Genomic DNA, 521 nt, shown 5'->3' on the forward strand with positions numbered 1-521 from the left:
GCGAAGCGCAGACCTTCGTCCATTGCGATTGGGTGAATCAGGGTAACAACCATTTTGATGTTGTCGCCCGGCATGACCATCTCAACGCCTTCTGGCAGCTCTACTGAACCGGTCACGTCTGTGGTACGGAAGTAGAACTGTGGACGGTAGCCCTTGAAGAACGGAGTATGGCGGCCACCTTCGTCTTTAGACAGAACGTAGACTTCTGACTCAAACTTGGTGTGTGGCTTGATTGAGCCCGGCTTAGCCAGTACCTGACCACGCTGGATGTCTTCACGCTTGATACCGCGCAGCAGAACACCACAGTTTTCGCCTGCCTGACCCTGGTCCAGCAGTTTGCGGAACATTTCAACGCCGGTACAGGTTGATTTCGCTGTATCTTTGATACCCACGATTTCAACTTCGTCGCCGACTTTAACGATGCCGCGCTCTACACGACCGGTCACAACGGTACCACGACCAGAGATTGAGAATACGTCTTCGATTGGCAGCAGGAATGGCATATCGATTGCACGTACCGG

At 53.2% G+C, this 521-nt stretch carries 1 protein-coding gene; it reads right to left on the reverse strand.

Annotated elements, in window-relative coordinates; translation table 11 throughout:
- The coding region (locus NR177_RS23760; protein ID WP_256853801.1) for an EF-Tu/IF-2/RF-3 family GTPase at nt 1-521 on the reverse strand (521 nt) is incomplete at both ends.

Origin of the sequence: Pantoea sp. Fr+CA_20, assembly GCF_024520835.1 — a bacterium.
Lineage (GTDB): Bacteria > Pseudomonadota > Gammaproteobacteria > Enterobacterales > Enterobacteriaceae > Pantoea > Pantoea allii.